Below are 14,184 nucleotides of genomic sequence, written 5' to 3' on the forward strand. Positions count from 1 at the left end.
ATAACTCAATTAAAGATTGGCTTTATGCCTAACTTTTTTAATAGTGGCAAGATTTCTAATTCCTTCTCGGTCATTTGCAGTGATGTACGCTTTAATATACGTGTTTGTTTTTTGAAATTTGGACGAAAGTTTTCAATATTACCTTTTAAGTCACAGTCTGCGAACTCGGCTATCGAAATGATCTTATCTCTCGATGCAAGTTCATCATAGTTAACAAGTATGACATTGTCTTTGACACCATGTTTAACAACCCACTTATGCATAAACTTTTGCCAAAAACCTAGTTTCTCATTAAAAAAAGCGGCCCAATCCCCTGTTTTCTTGCCTTTACCTGATTCCATCTCATACCAACTTTCTATTGAATAAAAGGGGTGCCTGTATTGAACTATGTATTTATGGTGACTTTTAAAAGGAAGTTTTAAATCAAAATCATGGTTTTTAAGATATTTGTTGCCGGCGCCACAGTTATGCCTTTTGAATCTATGACTCAACTTACTTTGTTTACAATCAATTGCCTCGCCATTGTGACGGGTACAAGTATAGAACTCACAATAGTGATTAGAAAAGTCAGTTATATTGTTTAAAAAACCTATCATAGCGTGATGGCCACTTCTCGGATATGAAACAATATAGAGATTGCTAACCTCTTTTTCTCTTTTAAAAAAGTTAAGAATACTGTGCATTTACTTACTGAACCTTAGCTTCGTTGACACGAATTTAAGCAGCGACATTTTAGGTACACAGTAAACATCTGATAATCCAATCTTAACGTGTTCACCACTAGGCGTTGTCATAGAAAAATGAGTTTTGCCTTCTGCATTGGATTTGGGTATTTGACACACTAATCGACTTTGGTCTTCTATCATTATGACTTTATGCTTAACCAGAACGCCATCAATCTCAATTTTACAGTCTTTTAAGGTATTCACATTATCGTAGTCTTCTACTGTAATAGCTAAAGACAATTTTTTGGTTCTATCTATATACAGATCACTAACTACCGATTGGCTTTGGTACAACCAATGGAAGGGCATTCCCCTGGTGCTATGGCATAAATGCCCCAGATTATTATGAAAGCCTAAATCCGTAATTGGTATTTTCAACTCATCTACAAATTGCTCGGTAAATGTATTAGGCACATTATCTGATGCTCTATTTACTAGTTGCTCAACACTCGTTTCAATATTCAGTGTTTTTTCTACTATGGCTAATCGTGCAGAAATTTTGCCAAGGGCTAAAGCAAATTCATCAACAACAATATTAGCTTTGTCATGCTGTTGAGTTGCGTTCGATAGCCTAGCTTGAACTGAGGTTCTAAATCGCTCTCGGTCATAATTTATGAGATATTCAAGGTATTGAATATCAGCGATCAGTTCTTTATGTTCATCATGCATTTGGAGCATATTCCTTAATTTTGAATGGTCGGACATATTCCTATTTTTATAACTGCGAGAGCAAGCTAAGAAAAATATTAAAGTGGGTGTGCTATTCTAATGTTTTATTCACGAAATACCATTTAGTATGTTCATGTACCATGTCACATTTCAATATTTCTGCTGAAGTAAACCATTTGTATTTACTATGCTGCTGTTTTGGCAAAGACGGTATGTCAATATCTAGAACCATCTCATAAGCCAATACGACATAATGAGTGGTCACTTCGTCATTAAACACACTATCATCGTAGAAATGCTGAAAAACGCCCCAAAATTTTGCATCTTCCATTTGCATATCATGATTGAGTTCTTCCTTTACTAATCTGGTGAACGCAACCTCTAAAGGTTCATTTTTAAGAATTCGCCCGCCAGGGACAAACCAGTAACCTTTTGCTGGTCGATTATGTCTAAGACCTAAAAGTACATTCCCTTCTAAATTTTTTACAACTAAATCAATTGATATTAGTGGCGTCGACTCTACAACAAACTTAAAGTCTTTATTTGGCAGTAACATATACTTTTCTTATATCCTCCAGTCCAACTAAAATGCACTGATAACATCTAAGCAGATAGCAACATTGTTTCGCGCTTTTGACTCTGAAGAAGCCTCAACATAGCACCTCAACTCAGGAGCATTGCCAGAAGGGCGTAAATGAAAAACCTCACCATTTGAGAGCGTTAATCTTAGCCCGTCGACTGTACTTTTATCGGTCACCGTTAACTTTCCAACGCCCATACTTTGAAGCAGTGCACTTGGATCTTTTTCAATCTCCTTCATCAGGTGCGAGCTTCTATCTGAGTCAAAATCTTGTATTCTACCACTTGCTGTGTACCTTTTAGGTAATCGATTTACCACAGTTGAAATATCATCTTCAAGTGCTTGCTTTAACAACATTAATGCAGGCAAGACAGCATCTCTTGTCGGTAATGCTCTTAAAGTTCTCTCGCCGACTTCAATATCGCTGCCAAGCATAAAGCCACCATTTGCTTCAAACCCGCCAACACTCGCAAAAATTGCCTCTAGCTTTGCAAATTCAGCGATAACATAAGGAGAGCCAATTTTAGTACGAGTAACTGACTTAAAATAATCACTTGATTCAATTAACGTGTTACAGCTAATAGGAACAGCAACTGCCTCTAGGTTTAATGCATGAGCACAAATTGCCCCTAATACATCTCCACGTAACCAGTTTCCTTTTTCGTCGGCAATAAGGGGGCGGTCACCATCACCATCTGTTGAAAAAATCATGTCAAAATTATGCACTTTTGACCAATCTAGCGCCTTTTGCTGATCTTCTTCTGATACCGCTTCAGTATCGATAGGAACAAATTCATCGCTTCGCCCTAATGTAACCACCTCGGCACCTAAAGCTGTGAATAGCTTTTTATATAGATCTCGACCCGCACTCGAGTGTTCATAAATACCTATTTTTTTACTCGCTAACATAGATGCATTAAAAAGTGACGTGTAGCGCTTAACATACGCTAATGACGCCGATTCATTAGGTTGTACCCCGGGCAAAGAGCTAATAGCATTGAACTCTGCTTTCTCAGATAATATCGAAAGCTCATCAGCTTTACTGATCTCACCATCAGGGCGATAGAACTTTAAACCATTTCGATCAAATGGAATGTGGCTACCGGTTACCATTATGCTTGGCATTTTATCCTGCATCGCTTTGTAGGCCAATGCTGGTGTTGGAATGACACCATAATAAACAGGCTCCACACCACTCTGCTCACAAGCTTTGGCACATGCCATTGCCATAGCATAGCTACTTGGTCGATTATCTATCGCAATAGCAAGCTGAGTGAATTTAAAAGACCGCTTCATCACATTAATAAACGAATGGGTAAACGCAGCACAAACTTCTGACGAAAACTGCTCAACTAATCCTCTGGCACCACTAGTGCCAAACTGCACGCCACTTTCGGCGATGACTTTAAAACTGGTTAACATTAAAACCTCAATAAAAAATATTTATTAATTCCCTACTGCTCAATTCTATAAAGTAGACTTTAGCCAAGCACAGATTAAAATCAGATCTTTTCTAATTTAAATAAGTTAGCAAAATTGATTTGACGGAAGGTTTCTCAAACCAAATTATATAGTAAGAATATGCTCTGTAGAGCTAAATACAGTGAACGAAGTAACTCCAGAGCTTTTACAGACACGCATCGCAGAAATCTATTTTAGATTTAACTTTATAGCCTACGCGAATGCAGATAAGTGCGGTAAAGTGATAGCAGCTTTATTCACCTATAATTCAAGTGGTCATAAGGTGAGCCAAAAGCTACTCCTTAATTTAAAGCTGGTATATCGTTATCTAAAAAGCCCCTTTGATATTATCAACAACCATCTAGGAATATAATTAATTGAGATGGTATATATCACCCACATAAAGCCATTAAAATTAGACAGTTAACAAGTCAACAACGAGACTGTACTCAGCTCTTATTTAGCTTAATTTTTCCCACCTTTAGTGTTCGAGCTAGACTAAAGTTTAACCTCGAAACTTATCCTGGTTTGCTAAAAACCACTGATAAGCATCGGTTAAACCTTCTTCCAGTGAATAAGAGTAACTCCAGCCTAAATCAGCCAAACGACTTACATTCATTAACTTACGTGGTGCACCATCAGGCTTCGATGTATCCCACGTGATCTTACCTTCAAATCCAACAACTTTAGCAACTGTTTCAGTAAGTTCTCGAATAGTGCAGTCAACGCCAGTACCTACATTAATATGGCTCAACATAGGCTCCGTATTTTCATCATAAATTTCTTTATCTAATTCCATTACATGAATAGAAGCCGCCGCCATATCATCTACGTGCAAAAATTCACGCATAGGCTTACCACTTCCCCATGCAACCACCTCGCTATCACCGCGAAATTTGGCTTCATGAAAACGACGAAGTAACGCAGGAATGACATGAGAATTTTCAGGGTGAAAGTTGTCGTGTGGTCCATAAAGGTTTGTCGGCATTACCGAACGATAATCTCGACCATGCTGACGATTATAGCTCTCACAAAGCTTGATACCGGCGATTTTCGCAAGTGCATAAGGCTCATTAGTTGGTTCTAATGTCCCCGTCAATAATGCTTTCTCGCTCATTGGCTGTTGAGCAAGTTTAGGGTAAATACAGCTTGAGCCTAAAAACAACAGCTTTTGAACACCACATAAGTGCGCAGCATTGATGATGTTGCATTCAATCATCAGGTTTTCGTATATGAAATCTGCTGGATAAATGTTGTTAGCGTGAATTCCACCAACCTTAGCAGCCGCTAAATAGACTTGGTCGATATTTTCTGCTTTAAAAAAATCACGAACAGCTTGCTGACTCATTAAATCGAGCTCAGTTCTATTCCGTAAAACCAACTCCACATCATCACGCTGTTTTAATTGGCGAACTATCGCCGAACCGACCATACCGCGGTGGCCCGCTACGAATACTCTCTTCATATTAATCTCTTAATTGTTAACACTACGCTGAAACTAGAGTGCCTTTGTATATTATCGGAGGCTCTCCTGCTTGACCTTCAATTTCAACTAAAGATGACTCAAAATTTTCAAATACTTTTTCTCCAATGGCCTTTCCGTAATATGCGTCAATAAAAGCGCTTAAAATCTGTAAGACCATATACCTCGATACATGACGCACCACACCGTCATCGGTACCATATACAGGGTATGGTAAGTGACACCCTAACCACTTGACTATTTCAAATGAAGGCCAGTAGTATGTGTTTTGGGGTGACTTTTCCAGAGCTTCATGCAATGCAACTCGTAGAATAGACTTGGAAACACAATCAGCAGTAAGACAAGCAGTTTTCTGAAATGAAGCTTTTAAAGGGACTGGTGATAAAGTAAAAATAACAGGGGCTGATTGGTTTACCTGATTTAACAGCTTTATTATCTCACTAATATTTTCTGAATTTTCAGCAACACTAGATAGCCTAAACTCATGACGTTCTTGATCAAAAATAGACTCGGGTATACCTCGCCAGAAAACCTTACCGGTAAATTTATCTTGCCAGATTTCTGCTAGCCCAAGTGTAAACACAAAGGCAGATGCCGACTTAAATTGCTCAAGATAAAAACTTCTCTCGAATTCAGGCTTCCAGTCAGTAACGTTACCATCGCTGTTACGCTCATAACGATATCCCTGTGAAGTCTCTTCACCAGTAATTACCCAACTAAGAAAGTCTCTTAGTGCAAACGTATTGTTTAGCCCAGAGGGTATCCAAAAGCTATTTGATGAAAGCCCTGCAGATGTTAAGAAATGTCGTAACTCTGCCGCAAAACAAGATCCTATTGTTACAACATTTCCATTAGCACTAAGCACAGGGTTCGATGGTACATGCCCAGTTTGTACATACTCACTTACGCATTTTTTAACGTCGTTAAAAACTCCTACAGAGGTAGGATACATGGTTGCATCTGTTTTATGCCAATGACTTTCGGCCCAAGATTTTGGGCCACTGCCGTCTCGCTCTGAAGTTATACTTCCTATTTCTGTATTTTTCATTATTAATCTCAAACTAAAAGAGCCTGATAATACAGGCTCTTTATAAATCAATGGCTATTCTTACTCTTTTGCAACCGAGATATCATAACCATGCTGTTTTAAGATAGCATGTTGCTTAGCTTTATCTAAGTCATGCTGAACCATTTCGGCGCACATCTCTTCGACGGTAATCTCAGGCACCCAACCTAGTTTCTCTTTTGCTTTTGTAGGGTCGCCCAATAGTGTTTCTACTTCTGCTGGTCGGAAGTAGCGCGGATCAACTTTTACAATTACATCACCAGCTTTTACGCCAGGTGCATTATCGCCTTCAACAGCGGTAACCGTTGCAATTTCATCAACACCTTCGCCTGAGAACTCGAGGGTTATACCTGCTTCAACGGCAGACATACGCACAAACTCTCTAACTGAAATTTGTTTACCTGTCGCAATAACAAAGTCCTCTGGAGTGTCTTGTTGAAGCATCATCCACTGCATGCGCACATAGTCTTTTGCATGCCCCCAATCTCGAAGTGCATCCATATTGCCTAAGTAAAGGCATGACTCTAAACCCTGGGCAATATTCGCTATTGCTCGAGTTATTTTACGTGTAACGAAGGTTTCACCGCGACGCGGTGATTCATGGTTGAACAATATACCGTTACAAGCATAGATCCCATATGACTCGCGATAGTTAACAGCAATCCAATAGGCGTACATTTTTGCTACGGCATACGGAGAACGAGGATGGAATGGTGTTGTTTCTTTTTGAGGTATTTCTCGAACTTCACCATAGAGCTCAGAAGTCGACGCTTGATAGAACTTCGTTTTCTTTTCTAAACCCAGAAAACGAATAGCTTCAAGCAAACGTAAAGTACCTATAGCATCAACATCGGCTGTATACTCCGGTGCTTCAAAAGATACAGCTACATGTGACTGAGCACCTAAGTTATAAACTTCATCTGGCTCGACTTCTTTCATAATACGAATAAGGTTTGAAGAATCTGTTAAGTCACCATAGTGTAGATGAAACTTCGGATTATCATTATGCGGATCTTCATATATATGATCGACACGCTCAGTATTGAATAGCGACGCACGGCGTTTAATACCGTGAACTTCATATCCTTTTTCTAATAGAAACTCGGCCAAATAGGAGCCGTCTTGACCGGTAATTCCGGTGATTAATGCTTTTTTCATTTTAATTCTCAAATATAAACCTAGTTACTACTTTTTACGCGCTTATACAAATTAGACATTAGCGATATATTTCTTTCCAAATAAGTGTTGCGGCGACACCATGCAAGCAATCTAGTGTTTCTAAAAGACACCTCAATCAATCGATATCTTATTAGCAAAACACTGTTAATGCTTAGTATTGTACAATCAAGTTGTTTGTATGGTGTCAATAAATGTCAAACTTTTCTGGAGTTCTCTACGGTAAACCTTGGTGACTTTAAAGCATTTATTGATGTCTTAAAAACAAAAAACGCCTGTAAGGTCAAGGGTCTCGATACTATAACGACACCAAGTATTTCTTTATCAAGGATAAAAGTCTAGACTCTAATTAGTTAGCTCTAACTATTACTTTATATATCCAACTATTTAGAACGAGCCCGCTTAATAATCGCAAGACTATTGCAAGCCGCCTCAATGAACCAGAAAATCCAACTCAATAAAGTTCACTCAAACTATCTGTCGATGTTTTCTCCAAAAATAACTGTAAGCCGTTCAATTAAATTATCAATCATAGTGACGGTATTTTGTTTGGCAAAAAACGCAAGACCTAGGTAACATTTAAAGTCTTCGTTTTTACAGTCACCTTTGAGTAGCATTACAGAATCCCTGTTACCACTACTTTCTATAGTCAAAGAAGACGCATAAACGTTTAATATTGCTCCAGAGCACCGTGTATAATAACAAGACTCATCAAAACCATTTATTGTTTGTCTACCCTCAGCTGAAATTATATTGATATTCGATGTATCTGGCCCTTTTAAATAAGTAAAACCACATAAATACGAGCAATCATTAATAGCCCCAATAGTTACACTTTCTCCCTGTTCTAAGGGCATATATTGTAATTCATGATTCCCCCTGCCGAACTTGATATTTTTACTGTACTCTGGCAACAGCTCAATTATCGGTCTAACAGTGACTGATTTGGAAACTTCTATCAAGTTATCAATAAAGCAATGCGTTGGGTTAACAAGGCTATATACATCATTACTATTGAAATAATCTGCAATTTTACTAGCGTAATACATTGCACCTTCAACTGTTGGGTGCACAACGTCTTTCAATAAATGCTTATAACAAGGCATATCATTTAAAATGTGCTTACTTACATTAAGATGTACTACATTTAGTTCGTCAGCCAACAAAGAATGGAGCCTATTCACTCAATCTTCACTCGGACAAACGTCTAATCTTGGAAGATCTAAAATTACAGGTACTTTTCCAAACCTAACTATGTGCCCTATAGCAAGGAGCAGGGCGTGAATATATTGTTTTCGCGAAAACCAATTCCTAAAAGCAGATGTCGACCACTCTATGACAACTATATCTGCAGTAGAACTTGATATTTCTCTAAAAAACAAAACGCTAGCAACATTTGGGTGAATTCCACCTACGGCAACACTATTGAACTTAATGTTGTGTGTTAATTCTCCAAGAAACTGCACATAAGAATCTCTTTGCTCGGTAACACTCAATCCGAGAAATAATACTTCCATTTAATAGCCTATAAACTGAGTGGCTGTCGAAAAAACATGTTTGATAGATTCATAAATAATAAAGTCGAACAAATTTTCTGAATAATGGAGGATATTTTGCACTACCAATTCGAAAGTGCTATTCATCACTATTTTGAGGTCAAAAATAAAACCCTCAAATTCAATACCAAACTTCCCTACAACCATTATCAAACTTGAGTTAGATTACATATTTATCTAAGCCAAAACTACAATAACTGCTTTACACATTTTCCAATGATTGCATTTGGCATAAATTTGGGGCTGGTTTGAGGACTACCACGCAAAACAATTCGCCTCACATAATTTTCCATACTATTATACTTTTTATAATGCTCGCTTTGTCTGGCTGCTTTACTTTTATAAGCAGCCTTTTCTTTGAGAATATCTTTAATAGCATCTACAGCTCCATCTTTATCATCAACAGCTACTCCTCCTCCATGCGTAATCAAGGAAGCACAAAAGGTATCTTTGTGTGTCAAGATGATTTTTGATCCAGATATCGCTTCAACAGCTATTCCAGAACCTCGCAACTTATAGTTAGTCTTATTATAAAGTAAAAGTACTACATCTGATGACTCAAGCTCACTATGATATTCATCATTAGAAAGGTTATGCCTTATCAAGTTAACGTATTCTTTGGGATACTTTTCTAGCTTACTGATTGCAGACTGAATTATGGGCAAGTATCCAACAATTTGAGGGGTGCACTGAATAACGAACTTCAGCAACCCAGCCTGACCAAACCCTTCATATAATTGCTCAATAATATCTGGAAGCAGCGTGAAGCCTTTTTCCTCCCTCGCAGCGCCCAAGTACAAAATAGTTAATGGTGACTCAGGGCTGGTCTGTATCGAGTCCTCCATTGGTATAAAAGACAAAGGTAACGCACCAACATTTCTTTCAAAAGTAAGCGTGTAGTAAGAAGCTAAAGTTAAAGTTTCACACCAGAGAAAAAGTTTTGTTTCATAAGATGGTGCTTTTAATAAACCATCAATTATCATGTTAATTTCATTTTTCCCTCCCCAACCCGGCATGCTTTTAGGCTCATAAGGAGTACAAATGTGTATGCTTGGCAACATATCTAAAGGGTAACTTTGTAACAAATGCTCTACTGCAACATATATGTCCGTAAAGCCTGTATGAAAGTACAAAAAATCGGCACCAGTCAGTTCAAGTTCTCGAACTATATTTAGCAATTCGGTTTTCAATAAGGCACTGCAGCTCTCTATATGATCAGTGTTTTTATCAGCTTTGTACATATCATACATACATAGAGAGAAAGTTGGACAAATGGTACAGTCATCGGAAACTAATTCGCGTTCAAATCGTTCATTTGTCAACCAAATGGTTTCAAAACCCATTTTAGATACCGTATTCGATACCTTCTGAGTAAGGCTAAAGTGGTGCCCTCTATTATCTATCAAAGATGGGTCTGCTATTACAAATTTTTTCATTTTATTGATACTCAAACAACAAGCTAAAAGTAATCCCAAGCTGTGGAGGGTGGTATCATATTGAAGGGTGGCTTTCTATAAATGTCTTGATCCCTGAAGTGAGCCGAATCCTCCCCTATGCCGCAGTTAAAAATTACTCGTTCATCTGTAGGCATGTGGGTTTGACCATTTAAAGCACTTAACAAACATAAGGTTTCATCCCAAGCAAAGAAATTGGCTAACGTATGGGACGGTAAGCGAGGTGGTGTGATCTCGATTTTTCTTTGAATATCAGCGGTAAATGATGTTTTGACGAACTGCAAATAATCTTTCTCTGGCATCGAATAGCAATCTATCAACTGACGAAGTACTGGAATAAACTTTGCGCTATTAGTTCCCCATCCCCAACCTTGAAACCTGCCAAACGGTTCTCCTTTTTTCTCTAAACCAAAATGATGACCATAAACAGTCAACACATCACTTTTTTCTCTAGTCTTAGAAAGTGCTGATTTAAACTCTGTAACCATATTTCTTGAAGGAAAACAATCATCCTCTAAAACAACAAACTCCTTATATCGACTTACCATTGATTTTAGAGCCAATAAAATCATTTTTCTAAATCCATAGTTGCCGCGTTGTGTATGTATATGTTTGACAGGATAGGAAGAAACCATGTCCACTGTTTTTTCTATTTTTTTTCTTAGCTCAGGGTTGCCTTGATCGCCATCTATCCATACCTCGGTATATTTAAGGGCATGCTGCTTGCGTAAACTTTCCAGAGTAGTCTCCAAAAGCTTAGTGCGAGTAAACCCAAAAACGATTATACCAAAATCTTCCTTTTCCTCAGTTTTAACAAGCTGTAGCTCGTCCAAAATACCTGACACACACAAAGGGTCGATATAAGGTTTGGTATATTTGGCATTTACCACTTCACTATTAGCTTCGTTTGATATCGGTCTTTGGATAATCCGGGCGTCACTACTATAACTTTTACGATCATGAATTAATTTCACTAACGTCTCTAAGTAATTTTTTCTCCCCTCTTGGAAAGGTTCACTTTCAACAAGTGTTTGCCCAGCTTTATCGCATAAACTCAAAGCATTTTTAAAATCTAGACTATTACAAGAAGACAGTGCTAAATCACAGTACTTCCAAAAATTTACTGTCACTACATTTTTCCTTAAAAAAGGGCAAGTGATAACTCGCCCTATTTATAAAAACTATTTTTTATTCCACACTGAAACACAAGGTATCTTGGATTTATCACAACGTTCAGAGTACTTCTTAGCAATCTCTCTAACTTCGGTCATTAGCCCTGACTCTAGTGTAGTTGGTTTCAATCCAAGTGATAGAAACTTATCATTAGATACATGTAGATCATTTTCAGCTGCTTCATTTCTTGGATTCTGGACCATTTCAACTTTCGCTCCAGCTTGGTCTGCAATCAACTGAGCTAGGTCCCTCACACGGCGAGTCTCTGTCATCTGGTTCAATATTTCAACTCGATCTCCCTTAGCTGGAGGGTTATCCAATGCTATTTCTATACATTTACAAGTATCCTGTATATGTATAAATGCTCGTGTTTGACCACCTGTGCCGTGAACTGTCATTGGATAGTCAACTGCCGCTTGCATCAAAAAGCGATTTAAAACGGTTCCATAATCACCGTCATAATCAAATCGATTAATCAAGCGCTCATCCAGTTTAGTTTCTTCTGTCTGTGTTCCCCAAACGATACCTTGATGTAAGTCCGTAATTCTAATTTGATCATTTTTATTGTAGTAGTGGAAGAACAACGCATCTTGAGTTTTGGTCATGTGATAAATAGAGCCTGGGTTAGCAGGGTAAAGAATCTCTTGCTCTGTTTCACCTAATGGAGTATCGACTTTAACTGTTAAATAGCCTTCTGGGATCTTCATCCCTGCGGTGCCATATCCGTAGACTCCCATAGTACCTAAGTGCACTAAGTGGATATCAAGGCCAGATTCAACAATCGCAGCTAAGACATCGTGAGTTGCATTCAAGTTATTATCTACTGTATACCGTTTATGTTTAGCTGACTTCATTGAATACGGTGCAGCTCTTTGTTCAGCAAAATGAACTATTGCTTCCGGCTTCTCTTTATTTATGAGCATCAATAACTCTTGGAAGTCTTCCCCTACAGTTAAATCTACAAACTTTATATCTCGTCCTGTCACTTCATTCCAAGCACTAATTCGATCCTCGATAGATGATATTGGAGTTAGTGACTTTGCTCCAAGCTCTACATCAATTTTTCTTCGAGACAGATTGTCTACAATTACAACATCGTGCCCCTTATTAGACAGGTGCAAGCTGGTAGGCCAGCCACAGAATCCATCTCCGCCTAATACTAATATTTTCATACATTACCTCATTTAAGAATAAACATTAACTTCTTGTTCAAGCAGCCTTTTGACCAACTCAATATCTCTCAAAACGTAGCGCGGATCACCGAGTACGCTAAGAGTTCTGCATTCCATGTCTTGACTAACACGCGAATACTCTAACTCAGGGAAAAGCTCCATGAGTAAACCAACTAGTTCATTGATAGACAAATTGTACTGAACTAGATTTACGCACTTTTCTGTTTCTCCAGAAAAAATAAAGCCTATAATATGCTCTACAATTAAATCAACATGCACCACTGGGCGTTTTTGTTCACCGCTTCCAAATATATTGAGTTTGAGATTACATATTGAATCGAATAATACGGTATTAACAAACGAATTAAATTTTGCAGATGGCCTCAACCCAAAAATTGTTCCACTGCGTGCTATATGGAAATCAACCTTTCCTGATAAACGTTCTAATTGTTTTTCGGCTTTGACTTTGCTTCTACCATAATTATTGTGGGATTCAGTAGGAGACCTTGAATCGAACATTTTATTGCCTGTCCCGTATACGGCTACAGAGCTCAGAAAAAAAAGTTTTTTTATAGAACTACTCTCTAGAACAGAATCTACAATGCTAGATGTACCCCAGTGATTTATCTGCTCATAAAGATGAGGAACATCATCATTAAATGTTGTTCTTGTACAAGATGCCAAATGAATCACCGTTTCAAATTGATTCATGGCTTTTGTCAAGTTGTAAGAATCTAAAATATCGGCAGAAAATACTACTAGCTTTTTCGAAAATTTCGCCCTTAATTCGGAAATCTTATGTTTACTACCAGTCGAAAAATTATCGTAAACTCCTACATAACTGCATTCCTTGCTCTCCAAAAGTTTTTCAACGAGGCAAGACCCCACATAGCCAGCTCCTCCTAATACCAATACTCTCACAATTTTAAACCTCCGTATGCAGACCACATTCTATTTTCTTTTGCCCTTCCCAGCGACCACTTCGCAAATCACTTCCAATACTATCAACGTACTTCTGGGTGCATGGATAGCAACCTACACTTAGGTATCCCTCTTTTTCCAGTGGATGCTCCGGCAAAGAGTAAAGTTTTCGATAAAGGTAAATATCTTTAGCCGTCCAAGATAACATTGGGTGATATCGTAGCAAGCCATCTTCGCTATACTCTATGGGCTTTTTCTTCGCTCTAACCGAACTTTGGTCTGCTCTTATTCCGCTTATCCAAACATCATAACCAATAGAAATACGTTTTAGAGGTAACACTTTGTTAATATGGCAACATCTATCAGAATCTTGAGAATGCAGAAATACACCTGGTGAAACAACCTGGTCACTCAAAGAACTATCACCTTTCATGGTTTTTATGTTCAAGCCAAGCTCCTTAGATACACTTTCTATAAATTGATGAGTTTCAGGGAACAAAAAACCCGTATCTAGAACGTAAATGTCGACAGGAACATCTAATCTAGAAATAATGTGGAGAAGGGGTAAACTTTGTGATTGAAATGAAGATGTCATTAGTATTTTTTTATTTCTAAAAGACCAAAGTTCATCCTCTATCTTCTTCAATTCTGACTCCAAAAAGATTTTAAATTCTGACATTCCTACCATATTTTGTTCATGACCCTTCATATTTTATTTCCATAACAGCCCATCTGGTGTATTGCCTAA

General features: G+C 38.0%; 14 protein-coding genes. All 14 read right to left on the minus strand.

The genetic code is table 11. The features are described from left to right. Nucleotides 1-5 precede the first annotated feature (5 nt). The 14 genes from DXX94_RS05400 to DXX94_RS05475 all read right to left on the minus strand — a co-directional run bounded on the left by DXX94_RS05400 (nt 6) and on the right by DXX94_RS05475 (nt 14,145). Nucleotides 6-683: a sulfotransferase domain-containing protein gene (locus tag DXX94_RS05400; protein ID WP_116014359.1), complete on the minus strand. Its 678-nt coding sequence runs from the start codon at nt 681-683 to the stop codon at nt 6-8. Then, nucleotides 684-1,394 (minus strand): hypothetical protein, encoded by a 711-nt coding sequence (locus DXX94_RS05405; RefSeq protein WP_147302241.1) that lies wholly within the window; start codon nt 1,392-1,394, stop codon nt 684-686. A gap of 91 nt (nt 1,395-1,485) precedes the next feature. Next, nucleotides 1,486-1,950 (minus strand): GDP-mannose mannosyl hydrolase, encoded by a 465-nt coding sequence (locus DXX94_RS05410; protein ID WP_116014362.1) that lies wholly within the window; start codon nt 1,948-1,950, stop codon nt 1,486-1,488. Between the two features lie 27 nt (nt 1,951-1,977). Beyond that, nucleotides 1,978-3,396, minus strand: coding sequence for a phosphomannomutase (locus tag DXX94_RS05415; protein WP_116014363.1), 1,419 nt, complete (start codon nt 3,394-3,396; stop codon nt 1,978-1,980). Nucleotides 3,397-3,940: 544 nt separating this feature from the next. Then, the gene (gene fcl, locus DXX94_RS05425) at nt 3,941-4,900 is read right to left on the minus strand and encodes a GDP-L-fucose synthase (RefSeq protein ID WP_116014367.1); all 960 of its coding nucleotides are present in this window, start codon (nt 4,898-4,900) and stop codon (nt 3,941-3,943) included. 22 nt (nt 4,901-4,922) lie between these two features. Then, complete coding sequence (locus tag DXX94_RS05430; RefSeq protein ID WP_116014369.1) at nt 4,923-5,966, minus strand: GSCFA domain-containing protein; 1,044 nt, start codon at nt 5,964-5,966, stop codon at nt 4,923-4,925. A 60-nt stretch (nt 5,967-6,026) separates the two neighbouring features. Beyond that, entirely contained in the window at nt 6,027-7,142 is a 1,116-nt protein-coding gene (gene gmd, locus DXX94_RS05435) for a GDP-mannose 4,6-dehydratase (RefSeq protein ID WP_116014370.1), read from the minus strand. A gap of 491 nt (nt 7,143-7,633) precedes the next feature. Next, nucleotides 7,634-8,323: a hypothetical protein gene (locus DXX94_RS05440; protein WP_147302243.1), complete on the minus strand. Its 690-nt coding sequence runs from the start codon at nt 8,321-8,323 to the stop codon at nt 7,634-7,636. Nucleotides 8,324-8,344: 21 nt separating this feature from the next. After that, nucleotides 8,345-8,677, minus strand: a complete 333-nt coding sequence (locus DXX94_RS05445) for a hypothetical protein (RefSeq protein ID WP_116014374.1) — start codon at nt 8,675-8,677, stop codon at nt 8,345-8,347. A gap of 227 nt (nt 8,678-8,904) precedes the next feature. Next, nucleotides 8,905-10,152, minus strand: a complete 1,248-nt coding sequence (locus tag DXX94_RS05455) for a glycosyltransferase (protein WP_116014378.1) — start codon at nt 10,150-10,152, stop codon at nt 8,905-8,907. Between the two features lie 23 nt (nt 10,153-10,175). Beyond that, entirely contained in the window at nt 10,176-11,300 is a 1,125-nt protein-coding gene (locus DXX94_RS05460; protein ID WP_181901483.1) for a glycosyltransferase, read from the minus strand. Nucleotides 11,301-11,351: 51 nt separating this feature from the next. Continuing rightward, nucleotides 11,352-12,515: an NAD-dependent epimerase/dehydratase family protein gene (locus DXX94_RS05465; RefSeq protein ID WP_116014382.1), complete on the minus strand. Its 1,164-nt coding sequence runs from the start codon at nt 12,513-12,515 to the stop codon at nt 11,352-11,354. A gap of 12 nt (nt 12,516-12,527) precedes the next feature. Further along, complete coding sequence (locus DXX94_RS05470) at nt 12,528-13,436, minus strand: NAD-dependent epimerase/dehydratase family protein (RefSeq protein WP_181901484.1); 909 nt, start codon at nt 13,434-13,436, stop codon at nt 12,528-12,530. Between the two features lie 4 nt (nt 13,437-13,440). Next, nucleotides 13,441-14,145, minus strand: coding sequence for a phosphoadenylyl-sulfate reductase (locus DXX94_RS05475; RefSeq protein WP_116014385.1), 705 nt, complete (start codon nt 14,143-14,145; stop codon nt 13,441-13,443). Nucleotides 14,146-14,184 lie beyond the last annotated feature (39 nt).

This window comes from Thalassotalea euphylliae (assembly GCF_003390375.1).
GTDB lineage: Bacteria > Pseudomonadota > Gammaproteobacteria > Enterobacterales > Alteromonadaceae > Thalassotalea_F > Thalassotalea_F euphylliae_A.

What these genes read in the sequence shown, in the direction of transcription:
- DXX94_RS05410 (WP_116014362.1), bottom strand. Translation starts at nt 1,950, where the DNA reads ATGTTACTGCCAAATAAAGACTTTAAGTTTGTTGTAGAGTCGACGCCA.
- DXX94_RS05475 (WP_116014385.1), bottom strand. Translation starts at nt 14,145, where the DNA reads ATGAAGGGTCATGAACAAAATATGGTAGGAATGTCAGAATTTAAAATC.
- DXX94_RS05465 (WP_116014382.1), bottom strand. Translation starts at nt 12,515, where the DNA reads ATGAAAATATTAGTATTAGGCGGAGATGGATTCTGTGGCTGGCCTACC.
- DXX94_RS05405 (WP_147302241.1), bottom strand. Translation starts at nt 1,394, where the DNA reads ATGCATGATGAACATAAAGAACTGATCGCTGATATTCAATACCTTGAA.
- gmd (WP_116014370.1), bottom strand. Translation starts at nt 7,142, where the DNA reads ATGAAAAAAGCATTAATCACCGGAATTACCGGTCAAGACGGCTCCTAT.
- DXX94_RS05455 (WP_116014378.1), bottom strand. Translation starts at nt 10,152, where the DNA reads ATGAAAAAATTTGTAATAGCAGACCCATCTTTGATAGATAATAGAGGG.
- DXX94_RS05430 (WP_116014369.1), bottom strand. Translation starts at nt 5,966, where the DNA reads ATGAAAAATACAGAAATAGGAAGTATAACTTCAGAGCGAGACGGCAGT.
- fcl (WP_116014367.1), bottom strand. Translation starts at nt 4,900, where the DNA reads ATGAAGAGAGTATTCGTAGCGGGCCACCGCGGTATGGTCGGTTCGGCG.
- DXX94_RS05445 (WP_116014374.1), bottom strand. Translation starts at nt 8,677, where the DNA reads ATGGAAGTATTATTTCTCGGATTGAGTGTTACCGAGCAAAGAGATTCT.
- DXX94_RS05400 (WP_116014359.1), bottom strand. Translation starts at nt 683, where the DNA reads ATGCACAGTATTCTTAACTTTTTTAAAAGAGAAAAAGAGGTTAGCAAT.
- DXX94_RS05415 (WP_116014363.1), bottom strand. Translation starts at nt 3,396, where the DNA reads ATGTTAACCAGTTTTAAAGTCATCGCCGAAAGTGGCGTGCAGTTTGGC.